The 16,456-nt window shown below is 50.2% G+C and carries 11 protein-coding genes; 8 read left to right on the top strand and 3 right to left on the bottom strand.

Annotated elements, in window-relative coordinates:
* The first annotated feature begins 92 nt into the window (after window positions 1-92).
* The 7 genes from FCH32_RS19005 (at window position 93) to FCH32_RS18975 (ending at window position 8,547) form a co-directional block, all read left to right on the top strand.
* Window positions 93-1,640 (top strand): sugar ABC transporter ATP-binding protein, encoded by a 1,548-nt coding sequence (locus FCH32_RS19005; protein WP_096756052.1) that lies wholly within the window; start codon window positions 93-95, stop codon window positions 1,638-1,640.
* A gap of 11 nt (window positions 1,641-1,651) precedes the next feature.
* Window positions 1,652-2,680, top strand: a complete 1,029-nt coding sequence (locus FCH32_RS19000) for an ABC transporter permease (RefSeq protein ID WP_096756053.1) — start codon at window positions 1,652-1,654, stop codon at window positions 2,678-2,680.
* Between the two features lie 10 nt (window positions 2,681-2,690).
* Window positions 2,691-3,824, top strand: coding sequence for a Gfo/Idh/MocA family protein (locus tag FCH32_RS18995; protein WP_117343225.1), 1,134 nt, complete (start codon window positions 2,691-2,693; stop codon window positions 3,822-3,824).
* A 12-nt stretch (window positions 3,825-3,836) separates the two neighbouring features.
* Entirely contained in the window at window positions 3,837-5,741 is a 1,905-nt protein-coding gene (locus tag FCH32_RS18990) for a bifunctional 5-dehydro-2-deoxygluconokinase/5-dehydro-2-deoxyphosphogluconate aldolase (protein ID WP_174361347.1), read from the top strand.
* A 14-nt stretch (window positions 5,742-5,755) separates the two neighbouring features.
* Window positions 5,756-6,646, top strand: coding sequence for a myo-inosose-2 dehydratase (gene iolE, locus FCH32_RS18985; protein WP_096756056.1), 891 nt, complete (start codon window positions 5,756-5,758; stop codon window positions 6,644-6,646).
* A 9-nt stretch (window positions 6,647-6,655) separates the two neighbouring features.
* A complete protein-coding gene (gene iolB / locus FCH32_RS18980) occupies window positions 6,656-7,474 on the top strand; it encodes a 5-deoxy-glucuronate isomerase (RefSeq protein ID WP_174361346.1) in 819 nt (272 codons plus the stop codon).
* A gap of 668 nt (window positions 7,475-8,142) precedes the next feature.
* Window positions 8,143-8,547, top strand: coding sequence for a hypothetical protein (locus FCH32_RS18975; protein ID WP_174361345.1), 405 nt, complete (start codon window positions 8,143-8,145; stop codon window positions 8,545-8,547).
* A gap of 386 nt (window positions 8,548-8,933) precedes the next feature.
* Here FCH32_RS18975 and FCH32_RS18970 read toward each other — a convergent pair whose 3' ends face one another.
* The 3 genes from FCH32_RS18970 to FCH32_RS18960 are packed head-to-tail and all read right to left on the bottom strand — an operon-like array spanning window position 8,934 to window position 14,927.
* Complete coding sequence (locus FCH32_RS18970) at window positions 8,934-10,823, bottom strand: response regulator receiver domain (RefSeq protein WP_174361344.1); 1,890 nt, start codon at window positions 10,821-10,823, stop codon at window positions 8,934-8,936.
* Window positions 10,816-13,785, bottom strand: a complete 2,970-nt coding sequence (locus tag FCH32_RS18965) for an ATP-binding protein (protein ID WP_174361343.1) — start codon at window positions 13,783-13,785, stop codon at window positions 10,816-10,818. Before FCH32_RS18965 ends, FCH32_RS18970 begins: the two co-directional genes overlap by 8 nt.
* Window positions 13,782-14,927, bottom strand: coding sequence for a DNA cytosine methyltransferase (locus FCH32_RS18960; RefSeq protein WP_174361342.1), 1,146 nt, complete (start codon window positions 14,925-14,927; stop codon window positions 13,782-13,784). The genes FCH32_RS18965 and FCH32_RS18960 overlap by 4 nt, the downstream gene beginning before the upstream one ends.
* Before the next feature lie 412 nt (window positions 14,928-15,339).
* Here FCH32_RS18960 and FCH32_RS18955 point away from each other — a divergent pair.
* A protein-coding gene (locus FCH32_RS18955) for an IS3 family transposase (RefSeq protein WP_174361341.1) occupies window positions 15,340-16,427 on the top strand; the annotation gives its coding sequence in 2 pieces (ribosomal slippage) (window positions 15,340-15,592 and window positions 15,592-16,427; 1,089 coding nt in all).
* Window positions 16,428-16,456 lie beyond the last annotated feature (29 nt).

The following is a 16,456-nucleotide window of genomic DNA, read 5'->3' as shown; positions in this document are numbered from 1 at the left end:
TCTCAGACTTGCCGCCTTGATGCAGCTTGAATGATTTTGTGTATATCTGGAGCCGCCGTTACGGGGGCTCACTCTAAAGGAGGAGCAGGCTGATGTCGCAACCCTTACTGAATGTGACCGACCTGGCAAAAAGTTTTTCCGGCGTCTGGGCGCTGAGCAGCGCGCAATTGACCGTTGGGGCAGGTGAGATTCACGCGCTGCTGGGTGAAAACGGCGCAGGAAAATCGACCTTGCTGAAGGCGCTGGCGGGCGCGCAGCCGCAAACTCGCGGTGATATCTGGTTCAACGGTGAAACGTTGCCGGTGGATGATTCCCCCGTTGAGCGGCAGAACAAGGGCATTATCACTATCTATCAGGAATTTAACCTGCTGCCGAATATGACCGTCGCCGAGAATATGTTCCTCGGACGTGAACCGCGCAAACGCAATCTGATTGTTGATGAAAAGGCGGTGAATCAGGAAGCGCAGGTGATTCTGGATTATCTGCAGTTGAACGTGGCGCCAACCACCGCAGTGGCCCGCCTGAGCGTGGCACAACAGCAAATGGTGGAAATTGCCCGCGCGCTGACCCTCAATGCGAAGCTGATCATCATGGATGAGCCTTCTGCCGCACTGAGCGACAGCGAAGTGGAAAGCCTGCATCGGGTGGTGCGGGAGCTCAAAAGTCGCGGCGTGAGCATTATTTATGTCACCCACCGTCTACACGAAGTGTTCCAACTCTGCGATCGGTTTACCGTTTTCCAGGATGGCCGCTTTACCGGCAGCGGAGAGGTTGCCCAGACCACGGTAGAACAGCTGATCCGCCTGATGGTTGGGCGTGACGTGGCGTTTAACCGTCGCCCGCCGAGTGAAACCCATCATCAGGACAAACCTGTCCGCCTGGCGATCAAGGGACTAAGCCGCGTAAAACCGCCGCTGGATCCGCACGGCATTGCGCTGCATGACATCAGCTTTCACGTCCATGCCGGAGAAGTGTTAGGCATTGCCGGGCTGGTGGGCGCCGGGCGCACTGAAGTCGCGCGCTGTCTGTTTGGTGCCGACGCTTTTACCTCTGGCACCTTTGAACTGGATGGCGTGCCGTACCTGCCGCGCGATCCGCTGTATGCCCTGGATCAGGGCGTGGCGATGGTCCCTGAAGATCGCAAAAAAGAGGGCGCGGTGCTGGGGCTGTCGATTCGCGACAACCTGTCGCTCTCCAGCCTCTCTTCTCTGTTGCATTGGCGCTGGTTCGTCAACACCCGCAAAGAGGATGCGCTGATTGAGGCTTATCGCCAGGCGTTGCAGATCAAAATGGTCAACAGCGCCCAGGAAGTGCGCAAGCTCTCCGGTGGCAACCAGCAAAAAGTGATTCTGGCGCGCTGCATGGCGCTCAATCCCCGCGTGCTGATCGTCGATGAGCCGACGCGTGGCATTGATGTCGGCACTAAATCAGAGGTGCATCAGGTGCTGTTTGAAATGGCGAAAAAGGGCGTGGCGGTGATTGTTATCTCCTCCGATCTGCCTGAAGTAATGGCGGTTTCCGACCGGATAATCACCCTGAGTGAAGGTCGTGTGACCGGCGAGATCCACGGCGATGACGCCAACGACGAGCGGCTGATGACGATGATGGCCATCAACCACAACGCCCTGAACGCGGCATAACGGAGTTTCTCATGACGCAGATGATTTCTAAAACGCAGGTTCCGGGTAAACGTGCCGGACGCCTCGATCCCATCGCCTTTTTTGAGCGCTTCGGCGTGCTGATTTTTATGATCCTGCTGCTGATTTTCTTCCAGTTGCAGAACAGCAATTTTCTCTCTGAACGTAATATTTTCAACATTCTGACCGAAGTGTCGATCTACGGGATCATGGCTGTGGGGATGACCTTTGTCATTCTGACCGCCGGGATCGACCTCTCGGTGGGGTCCATTCTCGCGGTCTGCGCCATGACCGCCGCGTATGTGATTAAGGGCGACAACTTTACCACCGTTGACCCGAATGCCTGGGGCGGCCTGAGCTGGCTGGTTGGGCTGGGGATCTGCCTTGCGATGGGGACCGCGATTGGTTTTCTGCACGGACTCGGCGTGACTCGCCTGCGCCTGCCGCCGTTTATCGTCACCCTCGGTGGGATGACCATCTGGCGCGGCCTGACGCTGGTGGTAAACGACGGCGCGCCGATCGCCGGTTTCGATGCGGGTTACCGCTGGTGGGGACGCGGCGAGCTGCTCGGCATTTCCATTCCTATCTGGATCTTCGCGCTGGTGGCTATCGGCGGCTATCTGGCGCTGCATAAAACCCGCTGGGGTCGCTTTGTGTACGCCATTGGCGGTAACCCGGAAGCGGCGCGTCTGGCGGGGGTCAACGTCAAACGGGTACTGGTGAGCGTGTATGTGCTGATTGGCTGTCTTGCCGGGCTGGCGGGCTTCATTCTCAGCGCGCGTCTGGGCAGCGCGGAGGCGGTGGCCGGGATCTCGTTTGAGCTGCGCGTTATCGCCTCGGTGGTGATCGGCGGAACGTCGTTAATGGGCGGATACGGGCGGATCGGCGGCACCATTATCGGCTCAATCATCATGGGTATTCTGATTAACGGCCTGGTCCTGATGAACGTCTCGGCTTACTACCAGCAAATTATTACCGGGTTAATTATCGTTCTGGCGGTGGCGTTCGACACCTATGCCAAGAGCCGTCGCGGCGCATTGTGAGGGATAAATAATGAAAGAGGTACGCATTGGATTGATTGGCACCGGGTATATCGGCAGGGCGCACGCCATCGCCTATGCCCAGGCGCCGACGGTGTTCGACCTGCGCGGCAAGCTGGTGCGCGAAATGGTTGCCGAAGTCACGCCGGAGCTGGCGGCGCAGCGGGCGCAGGCGTTTGGCTTTAACCGTTCAACCGGGGACTGGCGCGCGCTGGTGGCCGACCCGGCCATTGATGTAGTGGATATTTGTTCGCCCAATCATTTGCACAAAGAGATGGCGCTGGAGGCGATTCGCCACGGCAAGCACGTCTACTCGGAAAAGCCGCTGGCGCTCAATGCGCATGACGCTTACGAGATGGTTGAGGCGGCGAAGCGGGCTGGGGTGAAAACGCTGGTGGGGTTTAATTACATGAAAAACCCGACGGCGAAGCTGGCGAAAGAGATCGTCGAGCGCGGTGAGATTGGCGAGGTGATCCACTTCTACGGCACCCACAACGAAGACTATATGGCCGACCCACTTTCGCCCATTCACTGGCACTGCTTTAAAGAGACCGCAGGGCTGGGAGCGCTCGGCGATCTGGCTGCGCATATCGTCAACATGGCCCAGTATCTGGTCGGTGATATTCAACAGGTCTGCGGTGATTTGAAAATTGTGGTGCCGGAACGCCCGGCGCAGGCCGGTTCATCGCAAAAGGTGGCGGTGGAAAACGAAGATCAGGCGCACGCGATGGTGCGTTTTGCGGGCGGTGCACAGGGCGTGATTGAAACTTCTCGCGTCGCTTGTGGGCGCAAAATGGGACTTTCGTATGTGATAACCGGGACCAAAGGGACCATCAGTTTTACCCAGGAGCGTATGGCGGAACTGAAGCTCTATCTGCATGACGATCCGGTGAATCGCCAGGGATTTCGTACGCTGCTGGTGGGGCCTGCGCATCCGGACTATGCCGCATTTTGCCTGGGGGCGGGGCACGGTATCGGCTTTAACGACCAGAAAACGGTGGAAGTGCGTGATCTGGTCGACGGCATCGCCGCCGATGTGCCGATGTGGCCGGACTTCGAAGAGGGCTGGAAGGTGTCGCGCGTGTTGGACGCCATTGCGCTCTCACACCGGGAAGGCCGCTGGCTGAACGTGAACGATATTGTCTGAAGAGGTATCAACGTGGAAAAGCAGTTTGATGTGATATGCATGGGCCGCGTGGCGGTTGACCTCTACAGTCAGCAGATTGGTGCGCGTCTGGAGGATGTTTCCAGTTTTGCTAAATACCTTGGCGGCTCGTCAGGTAATGTGGCTTACGGCACGGCGCGCCAGGGGCTGCGCTCGTCAATGCTGGCGCGCGTGGGTGACGAGCATATGGGCCGTTTTCTGCGCGAAGAATTACACCAGGTAGGATGCGATACCAGCCACCTGATAACGGATAAAGAACGCCTGACGGCGCTGGTACTACTCGGCATTAAAGACCGGTACACCTTTCCTCTCATTTTTTACCGTGACAACTGCGCGGATATGGCGATTGTCGCCAGCGATGTGGATGAACAGTACATCGCGTCTGCCCGCTGTCTGGCCATCACCGGGACCCATCTTTCTCACCCGCAAACCCGCGACGCGGTGCTGACCGCGCTCGAATATGCCCGCCGTCACGGCGTGCGTACGGCACTGGATATCGACTATCGCCCGGTGCTATGGGGGCTGACCTCATTAGGCGACGGCGAAACCCGTTTTATTGCCGCCGAGCAGGTAACGCGTCAGTTGCAGGACGTACTGCATCTTTTTGATGTGATTGTCGGTACCGAGGAGGAGTTTCATATTGCCGGTGGCAGCACCGATACGCTGCAGGCGCTGGCACAGGTGCGGGCAGTGAGTAAGGCGACGCTGGTCTGCAAACGAGGGGCGCTCGGCTGTTCGGTATACACCGACGCCATTCCACCGCGACTGGATGACGGTCTGACGGTGACCGGCGTGCGCGTGGAGGTGCTCAACGTGCTGGGCGCGGGCGATGCGTTTATGTCCGGCCTGCTGCGTGGCTACCTTAACGATGAGGGCTGGGAGCAGGCCTGTCGCTATGCTAACGCCTGCGGCGCACTGGTGGTATCGCGCCACGGTTGCGCCCCGGCCATGCCGAGCAAACTGGAGCTGGATGATTATTTATCTCGGGCTGACACGGTGCCACGCCCGGATATCGACCCGCGTCTTAACCATCTGCACCGCGTCACCACGCGTCGTCGGGAATGGCCGGAACTGTGCGTGATGGCCTTCGATCACCGCAGCCAGCTTGAAGAGATGGCCTTGCAGTGTGGCGCTTCGCTAAAACGCATCCCGGCACTAAAACAGCTGATCTTACAGGCCAGCCGGGAAGCGGCGAGTTGCGCCGGGCTGGATGGCAAAGCCGGGCTGTTGTGCGACGGCACGTTTGGTCAGGATGCGCTGAATGCCATCACCGGTGAAGGGTGGTGGATAGGCCGCCCCATCGAACTGCCGGGCTCGCGTCCGCTGGAGATGGAGCACGGCAATATCGGCACGCAGCTGATCAGTTGGCCGCAGGAACACGTGGTGAAATGCCTGGTCTTTTTCCATCCGGAAGATGCTCACGCCCTGCGTCTGGAGCAGGAGCAAAAAGTCGCGGAGGTGTACCACGCGTGCTGCCAGTCCGGGCATGAACTGCTGCTGGAAGTGATCCTGCCCGCCAGCATGCCACGCAGCGATGAGCTCTATCTGCGCGCCATTTCCCGCTTTTATAACCTGGGGATTTACCCCGACTGGTGGAAGCTACCGCCGCTCTCTTCTGCGGGCTGGACGGCGCTGAGCGAGATCATTGCACGTCGCGATCCGCACTGCCGTGGGGTAGTTATTTTAGGGCTTGATGCGCCGGCCGATCAGCTCCGTGCTGATTTCAAAGCCGCTGCGGGTCAGGCGCTGGTGAAAGGGTTTGCCGTGGGACGGACATTATTTGGCGATGCCTCCCGCGCCTGGCTGAAACACGATATCGACGATGCGCAGCTAGTGGCGCGTATTCGGGACAACTACCTGCAGCTTATCGCCTGGTGGCGCGAGCGCGGACACGCATAATTCAGGAGAAGAGAATGACGGTACAATTAGGCATTAATCCACTGACATGGACCAACGACGATCTTCCTTCACTTGGCGCTGAGACTTCGCTTGATACCTGTCTGAGCGAAGGCAAAGAGGCCGGGTTTGCCGGGTTCGAGCTGGGTAATAAATTCCCGCGTGAAGCGCGCTTGCTGGGGCCGATCCTGCAACGCCACGACCTGCAGCTGGTTTCCGGCTGGTATTCCGGTCGCCTGTTGGAGCGCAGCGTGGAGGAGGAAATTGCCGCCGTGCAGTCACACCTGACGCTGCTACGTGAGCTGGGTGCGAAGGTGCTGGTGTTCGCTGAAGTGAGCGGCTGTATTCATGGCGAGCAGCAGACGCCGGTTCATCTGCGTCCGCGATTCCCGCAGGAGCGCTGGCAGGAATACGGCGAGAAGCTGACCGAGTTTGCCCGCTATACCCAGCAGCAGGGCGTACAGATTGCCTATCATCACCATATGGGGACAGTGATTGAGTCCGCTGAGGATGTGGATAATCTGATGACGCATACTGGCAATGAGGTGGGATTGCTGCTGGATACCGGCCATCTGACATTTGCCGGTGCAGACCCGCTGGCGGTGGCGCAGCGCTGGGCATCACGTATTAATCATGTTCACTGCAAAGATGTGCGGGCCGACGTGCTGGCCGACGTGAAAAACCGTAAAACCAGCTTCCTCGACGCGGTACTGAGCGGTGTCTTCACCGTGCCAGGCGACGGTTGCGTGGACTACCCGCCGATAATGGCGCTGCTAAAGGCAAATCAGTATCAGGGTTGGTTGGTGGTGGAGGCAGAGCAGGATCCGGCTATTGCGCATCCGCTGACCTATGCACGTCTGGGCTATAACAATCTTAGCCGTCTGGCGCGGGATGCCGGGCTTATCTGAGGAGGCGACATGTCACGTTTATTATCACCCTGGCAGCCGCCGAACGTGCAAGGGCGTACCCAGTCGGTGACGCCGGAAGGGGCGGGCTGGGGATATGTGGGCTTTGAGGCGTATGAACTGGCGGAGGGGCAGCAGTTGACGCTGCCCGCCGTCAGCGAAGAACGTTGTCTGGTGCTGGTGGCCGGACGCGCGACCATCAGCACGCCGGGGGCAACGTTTACCGATATCGGCGAGCGCATGAGTCCCTTTGAGCGCATCAAGCCGTGGGCGGTTTACGTGACCTCTCAGGAAGCTGTACAGGTCACCGCGCTGACGACGCTTGAGCTGGCGGTGTGCGCTGCGCCGGGGAAGGGCACGTACCCGACACGACTGATCGCGCCGCAGGATATTGACGGCGAAGCGCGTGGCAAGGGAAATAACCAGCGCTATGTGCATAACATTCTGCCGCAAGACAAACCTGCCGACAGCCTGCTGGTGGTCGAGGTCTGGACCAATGAGGGATGCACCAGTTCGTACCCGAGCCATAAGCACGATACCGACAATCCCCCGCAGGAAACCTATCTTGAGGAGACGTACTACCATCGCCTCAACCCGGAGCAGGGGTTCTGCATGCAGCGGGTGTATACCGACGACCGGACGCTCGATGAGTGTATGGCAGTCTACAACCGCGATGTGGTGATGGTGCCGAAGGGCTATCATCCGGTGGCCACCCTGGCAGGCTATGACAATTACTACCTGAACGTGATGGCCGGTCCGGTGCGTCAATGGATGTTCACCTGGGAAGATGACCACGCATGGATTAACCGCGATTATCCTGCGGATAAATAGGGGAATGAGTTTGGTGATTATGGTTATCAGCGAACGTTAGTTGCTTTTATTCTCTGGAAAATCTGTTTATTGGGTCATTGCCCTGGATTCCAAGGCAATGACATGACCGGTGCAAAAAGCTGCCATTGCCAGGTTTCCATAGTTTTAGGCACCTCAAAAACAATAAAGCTTTATGAGGCACCTAACAAGGTGTCTAAAAGGTCCGGATTTAATGAGTTGGCTTCAGAGTTCCCAAGACAAATTGTAGGCACAAAAAAGTCCACAGGGCTTGCGCCGTGCGGGCTCTTAGGACTTCATCGGATGACTCTGGTAATCACCGATGGAGAATTTTGGTGGGCTGGCGGGAGTTGAACCCGCATCCGAAATAATCTAACTATCTGTTTTTGTTGTAATCGTGTTCATTTATAAAATCTGCGTAGCTTTTACGGATCTTTGTCAGTCCTGCCATGGGCATTCTTTGACGTTTCTTTGCGAACGTAATCTGACCATACATTGTTGTATTTTCATCTTCAGATACAGAATTGTTAAAAGAAGTTCTGACCTCATATTCATGATCTGTTTGGGGTAATTTGAACAAGACAGAGACTAACGGCAAAAAAATGCTGTGTAGGACGTAAGGTAAAGTATAAAAAAACATTAGCTCACGTATTGACATTCTGGAGGATATTTTGAAAGGAAATGATGTTAGTGCCCTTTTTAACAAGTTGAAAGACGCTTATGAACTCAAGCTTGATGAATTAAAAAAAGATGGGAAAGTATCGACTAAAAAATACCAAGAGGATGTTCAAATATTTTGTGAGGAGAGAGAAAAGGAATATGATGGTTTTGAATATTTTCTGGCTGAAAGTACACAGTTGTTGAAAAGTGAGGCTGCATCTGTTTGGGTTGATGCAGTTTTGCAGGGTAGGTTTGATAAGTATCTATATATATCGTTATGTTATTACCATCTGGCCTTTCTCGTGTCAGGCAGAGAGCGTATAATCGATGGGTGCAATTATATTCAAAATGCCATGTATTTTATGGAAAATGGCATGGAAGTCGAGAACATAAGGAGTGGGCAGAACATAAAGTAAAAAAAGAAAAGGAACGTCTTGATAATGCCAAGGAGAGTATGAATGAAAAATACGTACCTATTAAAGTTGAAATAATCCGCCTTTTACATTCAAAAATGCCTTTGGATAAATGGAGCTCAACAACGAAAGCAATTTTAGCTATTCAGCGAGAGTTAGAATAGTTCCTTGATAATGAAACTAAAGATAAGTCTTGCAATTTGAATTCCAGTAATTTGGATCGGACAGTAAAAGAATGGATAAAGAAAGATGGCTATTTGAAGTTTGCATTTTCTGAAGTCGTGGCAAGGCGGTAAGATGTATCTTGATTGTTTTTTTTGCAGACCTGACAGTTACCTGTTTTAATAATCTGTAACTGTCAGGCTATGACTGTGATAAATAGTTAATAATTATAGCGCAACATACCCAAGTCCAATTCTGCTAACACTCGCGCCAACTCTCTGAATATAATTCAGAGCATATTCATAACGGAGTTTTGCTACTACTTCTGCCTTTTTTGGAAGGCTTTTAATAGTGTTGTCTTTAAACTCTAATTGTATTTCAAGGAGTGGTAATATTCTGTTTTCAATCATTCCGCCTTGTTCTGCAACAAATGCACGCCAATCAACTTTCTGGATTGCTGGGCTGCTGACATCATCTTTTGGTGAGCGTATCCCCAAACCTATTATATTTCCGTCATATTCGACGTAACAATAAGAACCACTGTTAATATGATTTTGGGTCAGGTTATCTGGGCTAGAAGGGTGAAGCCTGATAGCGGTAAATGGTCGCAAACTAGCGTCATTACCTTTATTGAAGGCTATAATACTTTGGCCCGGTTGTAAATCACATGCAGGAGTAGCACAGACCCACCAAGTATCACCTAATTTGAATATGTGTCCACTATCTAACTGCTCCGGTGCACTTTTGCCATCTTCACTGATTCTAGAAGGAAGGCAGCAGACGTAGCGATTATATTCACTTATTGCCTGTTTTTTTTCGGCTTCTTTACTGAGGTCAACACGGTAATGTTGATGATAAGTGGATCCGCTGGCTAGATCTGCCTGATAAATTTTTCTGCCGAAATCAGCTACTGCATCTTCTACTAGGAATGAGAGCATTTCCGACTGACGTGCAACATGGTTTTTTAGACGGTATGTGCGCAGAAGTTCAGTATGTTCTGCAGAAAGTTCATTGCTACCCGGATTACAGATTGTCTCATAGAATTTTGCATAGGCATGTCTTTGCTTGAGTGATGTTTCTTCTACTTCAGCCCCGAGACGGCTTATTTCATTGCGAAATTTTGCAGAAAGAAGTCTGGATGGGGTGGGCTTCCAGTCCAGCAAAGCCACTTCCAGCTCGGCCATCAAGTTTTCAGGCCCTTTTCTTACAAAGCACACGAAGCCTCGTGAAGTTCGCAACCATTTACACTTTTCAGTTATATTCCAGTCAAGCAATTGTAGAGGGTTGATGCTGAAATCATTAATGTATTTTTTTTCATATTGCTCGATAGCCCAGTAAAAGAATACTCTACGTTGCGCTTGCTGAAGCTGCAATTCGCTGGCCCATTCATTCAGTAGCACGAACGCACCTTTGCATGACATAAATTTGCCGAGTGCTTTTTGCTGACCTCCTGCAGGATGTCTGGCTGCTATATAAGTTGCCATATCCATTTTGTCAAGGATGACGCTGCGATCAAACCGTCCGCTATCCTCTTGTTGAATAATGACTTGATCTAAAAGAGATATTTGTTCCTTCATCTCTGGGGTGTATTGAGATGTGCAACTTGGTAATAGGGATCGCAAACATTCGTGACTAACGTTATCGAGGTCTTCACTAGTGTGCACGACAACTAGATTAAAATGTTGGTTATTTAAAACAGATGCAAGGATTTTTCTGGCAGTGTCACCACCCGTTCCAGCCTCTGCCCCTTCAAGGTTGTAATCAAGAATGAGTAAATCTGATTGATGGAGGTGATCAGCAAGTTCTTCAGGCGACTCACTTCGAGTTTTTCCTTCCTCTTGACTAATTGATACACCATCATGGATATCGATGATTAACCCCGGTTTATGCTCCCGAAACTGTTTGATGAGGCGCATGACTTCCCCTGCGGTTGCTAAGGTATGCCATTTTTTTTGGGGCACCACATCTGTCCCTGAGCTGTCACTCGATACATCTAGGTTTTTTTCAGAGAATATCTCTTCCCACGTGGGATACTGGTCATCAACAATCAAAACTGAACGAAGCGGTAGAATAAAAGCCTCGTTGACCAGGTCTTTAAACGATGTTGCTTCAGCCAAAAGTGGCCCCCTTAAAATCAATGACAAAATTAGCACCGCTAAGACGTCTGAACTTACGCTCTGTGGTGTACGCTATTGAATGCCCGCCAGCCTGTAAATTTGTGCGACATAAATAAAGTCCAATTCCTCTACCGCCACTAGATTTACGGGTAAAGAACATTTTGAAAAGATGTTCTTGGTCCACTGGGTTGATACCAGGCCCATTGTCGGAGATAACTATTCGCTCTTCCTCAACCGAAAGGAAAACTTCTGGTTCATCTGTACGGGAATTAACCATCCAGTAAACGCTATTGTTCACTAAATTTACAAAAACCGGATATATGCGAGAAGGCTGCTCATAAAGAGTAAATTGTCGAAACTCTTCTGAAGCATGGATATTGATCTTTCTATTGCGTATTACTGCACCAAAAAATTTATTCAGATAATCTTCAATTTCTCTACCTGTTATTAACCGCCTGGCTTTGGTACCAGACACTTTTAGCGGTGAAAGAAACTCAAGTTGCTGGCTCAAAGCTTCAAACCCTTCGACAATGAGTTCGGTTCCTGCAAACTGCCCTGCCTGCTGAATCTGGCGAATACCTTCGTAAACCATCCGTTCATTACTTGCTAATTCATGCCCGAGTATTTCAACGGTGATGCCAAGTTGAGCCACTTGATTGAGCCTGTTGAGATCCTCTCGTAACGTCACATTTTCAGCGGTGCCTTGTCGCGCGATAAGTTCAATATTAATATTTTCGCTCATGATTTCTAACGCATAAAGGTATGACTGAAAGGTATCTTCATTCTCACTATCAAGCTTTTGAAAAATTGCTTTCATTTCGGCAAGCGCATCGTCTAGACCGCACCGGCCGAGGCGGACGTTCTCAACTAAGGGCATGGCATCCTGATGAAATGCTTTATTTCGTTCGTCAAACAGAGACGCAACTCGTTCACTTTCTGTATTCTGAATCGTTTCAATGGCTTTACGCCAAGTTCTAAGACGTGCCTGAAGACGACTTGAGTGGCTGTTTAGCTGCTTTTGCGCTATTTCCTCGGGCTTAGCTGGTTTTATAAGCTCAATTGCGGTTGCTCGCTTATCCTCTAATTCCTTGATTTTTAGAGTTATTTCAGCGTACATGGCTCTGTATGCGCGATAGTCATCTTCAATTGCACCAAGTTTGGCAGGTGCTCCAGATAGGCGCAGATCGGCCATGTTTTCAGTGAGCCTTGTGATTAATGACTGTGCATTAATAAGATCCTGTTCATTTTCAATTTTTGTTTCGAAGAGGATATTTTCCGTTTCAGCATATATCTCATTTAGTAAGGGGAGATTCTTCCGGAGATTAGATCGGAAGCGGCTCGCATTTTTTGCGGACAATACTTGCCGCTCTTTATCAGCTCTTTCCTTATCATATTTTGCTTGTACATCCGGCAGTACCTGGTTTCGTAATTCTGATGCCTGACCAAAATACTGATAGGCTGCGGTTCGCAGAATATGAATGACCAATGCACGCAGCGCTTTTGCGCTTCGATTATCAATAAACCCTTCTCTACCAGCTTTGTCTTTCAAGTTAGGATTTTGTTCGCGAGATATAGCGACACGACCAAACATCCTACGAGCATTCCAGAATTCACGCCCTGCTGAGATACTACGGCGGGTTTCAATTTCAAAGAAATCATTATCCGTTCGCCCATACGGGAGGACCCGAAGACCATTACGGAATAGTAAAAAACCACCGTGTTCATAAGCGAGTTTTTCGAATCTGGCCCAATCAGTCTCAGACAATGTAGTGTTGCGCTGAGTCCTTTCGTAAGTCGCGACAGTTAAGCTGAATGGACCCACTAACGTTGTGGGACCAGATGGTAGTTTAAAATCTTTAGGGGGATAAATGATGTAGTCAGAACCCTGAAAAAGCCATTGACCAAATGCCTTTATTTGCCCTTTGAAAATGCCTTCGGCATCAATGTTTCCTGAAAGCAAATGTTCTGCTTCTTCCAGCACATCACGATTAATTGATCTACGCTCGTCTTCCACAATCATTTTAGAAACAGCACCTGACCAGATCCTGACTTCATAAGAAAATTCAGGAGCGAAGGCATTAAATTCAATTGCGTCATTATCAACGTAGGGATCCGTAAATGCAGACAGAGTTGAAACGAGGGCTTCTCGAATTTTATTAACATTCCCATCTGGTTCAACTGAAGGTAATTGAGCTCGAAGATCGTAATTAATATCAGATACAATCAACGCTGAACCATGGGAAGAGCTACCCTCCCAGACAGACCATGGAGTCAGATGATGCTCTTCGAAGCGGGCATTGACTATAGTGCTGGCTATAACCGCTGATGGTTTAGGTGAGGAGGGACTATTTTCCTGAACCACGCGGTCGTAAGTCTCCCAAGCAAGCTTAAGTCTTTGAGAACGGGGAGTATCTTCTTTATCACCTTGGATGTTATCCAATAGACGATTGAACAATTGCGGAAGGATTACAAATAACTGATCTTTATTTTTAAATTCGGTGACTGGCACCTCTATATCCGAAAGTACCAAGTAAGGGTTTTCAAAAATTCGCCAGTCAATTAGAGCCGCAACGAAATCAGCATTTTTTCTTTTAGTTACAATGAGAAGTAACGGACCTAGGTTTGCTGATGACAGACGTCCGATGCCTTTCTGGCCTTGGCGAGTTCGCTTTGGCAAACCATCACGATCTTCATCATCCTTCGTATTGTTCTCATACTTAGATGTGGTACCAACGACAAGCCAACGGTTTACAAACTCCTCAAAGTTCATTCCATGCCCATCATCGAATACGGCCGCAACAGGCTCTTGTTCATCAAAAAGATGAAGGCTTACGTTTCGTGCATAAGCATCATAAGCATTTTTCCAGAGTTCAGAAATAGCGGTTGGACAGTCGGCAATTTGTTCACGCCCAAGATGATCGACCGTCCTGGCTTGGGTGCGAAACGCGAGTGTTTGAATCATATATTCTCAATATCTCGTTTATCAGAATCTGCCGTGGCACCGTTATATAGATGAATATCATTGTTTTTCAGCAGATGTTGTTTGATGTATCGGATGAGGTATGTTCCCATCATTACCGGTACGGCGTTGCCAATTTGCCGGCCTGCCGCTGTAAGCCCACCAGTAAAGATATAATCATCCGGAAATGTTTGAATTCTTGCAGCCTGTCGTAGGGTAATACCATGGTGCTCGGTAGGATGTACGAAACGACCTTTAGAGGGATTAATGCACGCTGTTGTCATTGTTGGTGCGGGTAACGCAGGATTGATACGTCCATAGACATCTTTATGGCCATCATGCTTTGCATGACAAGGGAGCACCCGACCTGAATCTTTGCGGCTTCCACCGTTTGGTGGTGTATTTGAAAAAGCTTTTACCAACTCAGGCCCATGATTCATGTGTATATCGTTTTCATCTCCATCGGGCGCGGGACTAAATACGCTTTCACAGGCAGCCCACACTTTTAAATCTCCTTTCACTTTGTCCAGTGGTGCATGTGTTGGTTCTGGGGGCCAGACGAAGTCTTGTGTATCGACTATATCCCTAATGCCTAGTATGAATACCCGCTTACGTCTTTGAGGTACACCAAAGTCTCGTGCATCTAACACAACAGGCTCAAAAACTGTATAGCCTGCTTTAGCACCCTCCTCGTAGAAGGCTTCCAGGTAACTTTTATGCCGTTCCCAGAGTATACCCGGTACATTCTCCATCAAAAAAACGCGGGGATGAAATGCTTTAACAAACCTAAAATACGCGAGTACTAGCTCATTTCGCGGATCATCAACTCCTGCATCTAAAATTCGGTGGGTCGAAAAACCTTGGCAGGGTGGCCCACCCAGAAGAAGATCACAACCTTTCCCAGCCAAATGCTCTTTGTACACTTTTTCAGGCGTGTATTTCAATATGCTCTCATCGAGAACTATGACGTCCTTTGCCCCAGCGTATCTAACGATATTTTTTTTGTAAGTTTTCACAGCATAGGCATCATTTTCAATGGCCAGTGCTAAAGAAAAGCCCGCATTAACAGCGGCTAGAGAAAATCCTCCAGCTCCTGCAAACAAATCGATTGCCACGGGCTTTTGTTTTTGTTGAATATTCTTCATTCGGATTCTGTCAGCCCATTTGAGTTCTGAAAATAAAAAATCATAGTGTGATTATGCCATCACTTTCTGCGAAAAACACACTGACCTAGCTCATTAGATGAGGTCTTTAGCAGGCTACTAAAGTCTTAATCGACTGATTCAATAGGAATTTAGAAATATTCACCGACTTGGGCTATATCAAAAGCAGCTAAGTCCTGACTTATAGATCTCAGTCATCTCAATAGATCACGGTGCTAAGCAGCATCAATCCTTGGTATGGAAAATGAGTCGGTGTGTATTGAGGCCTTACAACTCGGAAAAACTTATCTTTCAAAGCATTTTTGCAAATTGTTCAGATTACAAGGTAATCCCCCCGAAAAACCGGTGTGTTCATAAGTAGAATTCTCTCGTAATCTGAACCGGGGAGATCTCTATGAAAAAATCACGTTTTACTGACAGCCAGATCATGTCCATTCTGAAGCAAGCCGAGGCCGGAACACCGGTGGCTGAACTGTGTCGTGAACATGGCATGAGCAACGCCAGTTTCTATAAGTGGCGTTCGCGTTTTGGCGGGATGGATGCCTCCATGATGACTCGTCTGAAAGAGCTGGAAGACGAAAACCGCCGCCTCAAAAAAATGTATGCTGAAGAGCGCCTCAAAGCCGAAATCATTCAGGAAGCCATGGCAAAAAAGTGGTGAAGCCATCGCGTCGAAAGCAGATGGCGCAGGATGCGGTCAGGAGCCGGAATGTCAGCATAAGTTTTGCCTGCCAGTTGTTTGTTGTCAGCGAAAGTTGCTATCGCTATCAGCCTCAACTGAATGAGGAAAATGAGGTCATTGCTGACTGGCTGCTCCGCATCACTGGCAGTCAGCGCAACTGGGGGTTTGGCCTGTGCTTTTTGTACCTGCGCAATGTAAAAGGCTTCCGCTTCAACCACAAAAGGGTGTACCGAATTTACTGCGAGCTATCGCTGAACATGCGAATAAAGCCGAAAAAAAGACTGAAACGGGATAAACCTGAACCCCTGAGGGTGCCAGAAAGCCGCAATGAATGCTGGTCGATGGACTTCATGCATGATCAGCTATCAGATGGTCGCTCCATCCGTTTACTGAATGTCATCGATGACTTTAATCGTGAAGCACTGGCTATTGAAGTGGATTTTTCCCTGCCAGCAAGTCGTGTGGTGAGGACTCTCGAACAACTCATTGAATGGAAAGGTAAACCGACAGCAATACGATGCGATAACGGTCCAGAATATACCGGCAAAGTACTGATGTCATGGGCAGCTCAGCAGAATATAACGCTTCGTTTTATTCAGCCCGGCAAACCTCAACAGAATGCCTATATTGAGCGATATAACCGGACGGTGCGTTATGACTGGCTGGGTCAGCACCTGTTTAACTCACTGGACGAATTGCAGGGCTATGCCACGCAGTGGCAATGGTTTTATAATCACGAACGTCCGAATATGGCACTGAATGGCTTCACGCCGATGCAGCATATTCAACGCATGACCTGATTCTACTTATCACCTCCGTTAAAAATGGG

This window comes from Citrobacter gillenii, assembly GCF_013337685.1.
Taxonomy (GTDB): Bacteria; Pseudomonadota; Gammaproteobacteria; order Enterobacterales; family Enterobacteriaceae; genus Citrobacter; species Citrobacter gillenii.
The sequence above is the reverse complement of the archived record's forward strand: the minus strand, read 5'-3'. Positions and strand labels throughout refer to the sequence as shown.